Source organism: Candidatus Diapherotrites archaeon, from assembly GCA_040755695.1.
In the GTDB taxonomy this organism is placed as follows: Archaea; Iainarchaeota; Iainarchaeia; order Iainarchaeales; family 1-14-0-10-31-34; genus JBFMAK01.
The window spans coordinates 1-1144 of record JBFMAK010000040.1 but is presented as its reverse complement, the minus strand read 5'-3'; the positions used below and the strand labels follow the sequence as shown (position 1 = coordinate 1144).

At 49.8% G+C, this 1144-nt stretch carries 1 protein-coding gene; it reads left to right on the top strand.

Translation table 11 applies throughout. The features are described from left to right. Positions 1 to 25: 25 nt before the first annotated feature. Entirely contained in the window at positions 26 to 1138 is a 1113-nt protein-coding gene (locus AB1467_07545; protein ID MEW6296108.1) for a transposase, read from the top strand. The last annotated feature ends 6 nt before the right edge of the window (positions 1139 to 1144 follow it).

The following is a 1144-nucleotide window of genomic DNA, read 5'->3' as shown; positions in this document are numbered from 1 at the left end:
CATACTACCGTTAAAAACAAAACGTATGCCACCAAAACAAAAGGAATATACCGCACAACCCGTCGATCCGCGTCTGCTTGACCTTTACACGGATTATCTCATTAGCTCGTTTCAATCCGTTACCGCCACCGGGTTTTCCGCAATGACCGATCATGCGATCAGTCACGATGCCGTCACCAGATTCTTAGGCGAACGGCCGTACACCTCGAAGGATCTCTGGCGTTTGGTGAAACCGCGGGTACGGCAAGTGGAAACCGAGGACGGCGCGATCTCGTTCGACGACACGATCGTGGAAAAAGCATATACTGACGAAAACGAGATCGTGGCGTGGCACTTCGATCATAGCAAGGGAAGGAACATGAAGGGCATGAACCTGCTCAATGCGACCTACCATAATGCTGCCGGCACGATACCGCTCGCGTTTGAGATCGTCAGGAAGGATACGCCGTATGTGGATGAAGAAACGGGAAAAACGAAACGGCGCGCCTCCGTCAACAAGAATCAGATGATGCGGGACATGTTCGATCAAATTATCAAGAATCAAGTAAAATTTCGCTATGTTTTGGCCGATATTTGGTTTTCCTCGAAAGAGAACATGCAAGTGGTGGTCGACCGTAGGAAACATTTCATATTCGCTTTGAAGGCAAACCGTCTGGTGGCCTTATCGCTCACCGACAAACGCAAGGGCGCCTTTCGATCGATTGAATCGCTCAATCTGGAACAGGATACTGCCATCACGTGCTATCTCAAGGGGCTCGCCTTTCCGGTGAAGCTCATGAGAAAAGTCTTTACAAACAAAGACGGCAGCACCGGCATCCTGTATCTGGCAACGAGTGACATCGACCTTGACGCTCCCGCCATTCCCGCAATCTATCAAACACGATGGAACGTGGAGGAATATCACAAGTCGATCAAGAGCAACCTCGGGATCGCGAAATCGCCGACGCGCACAGCCGTAACCCAGAACAACCACTTCTTCGCTTCAATCTATGCGTACTTCAAGCTCGAGCTCATGAGCACCAAGGTCTCTACCAATCATTTCGCGCTCAAATCGAAGCTGTATGTGAGGGCACTAATGGCAAGTTTTAAAGAGCTTCAGTCCTTGAAAAGTCAGTTTGCATTGGTAAGCCCTGCGTAACATCAG

Bases quoted from the DNA above. Each gene is read 5' to 3' on its own strand.
- AB1467_07545 (MEW6296108.1), top strand. From the start codon at position 26: ATGCCACCAAAACAAAAGGAATATACCGCACAACCCGTCGATCCGCGT.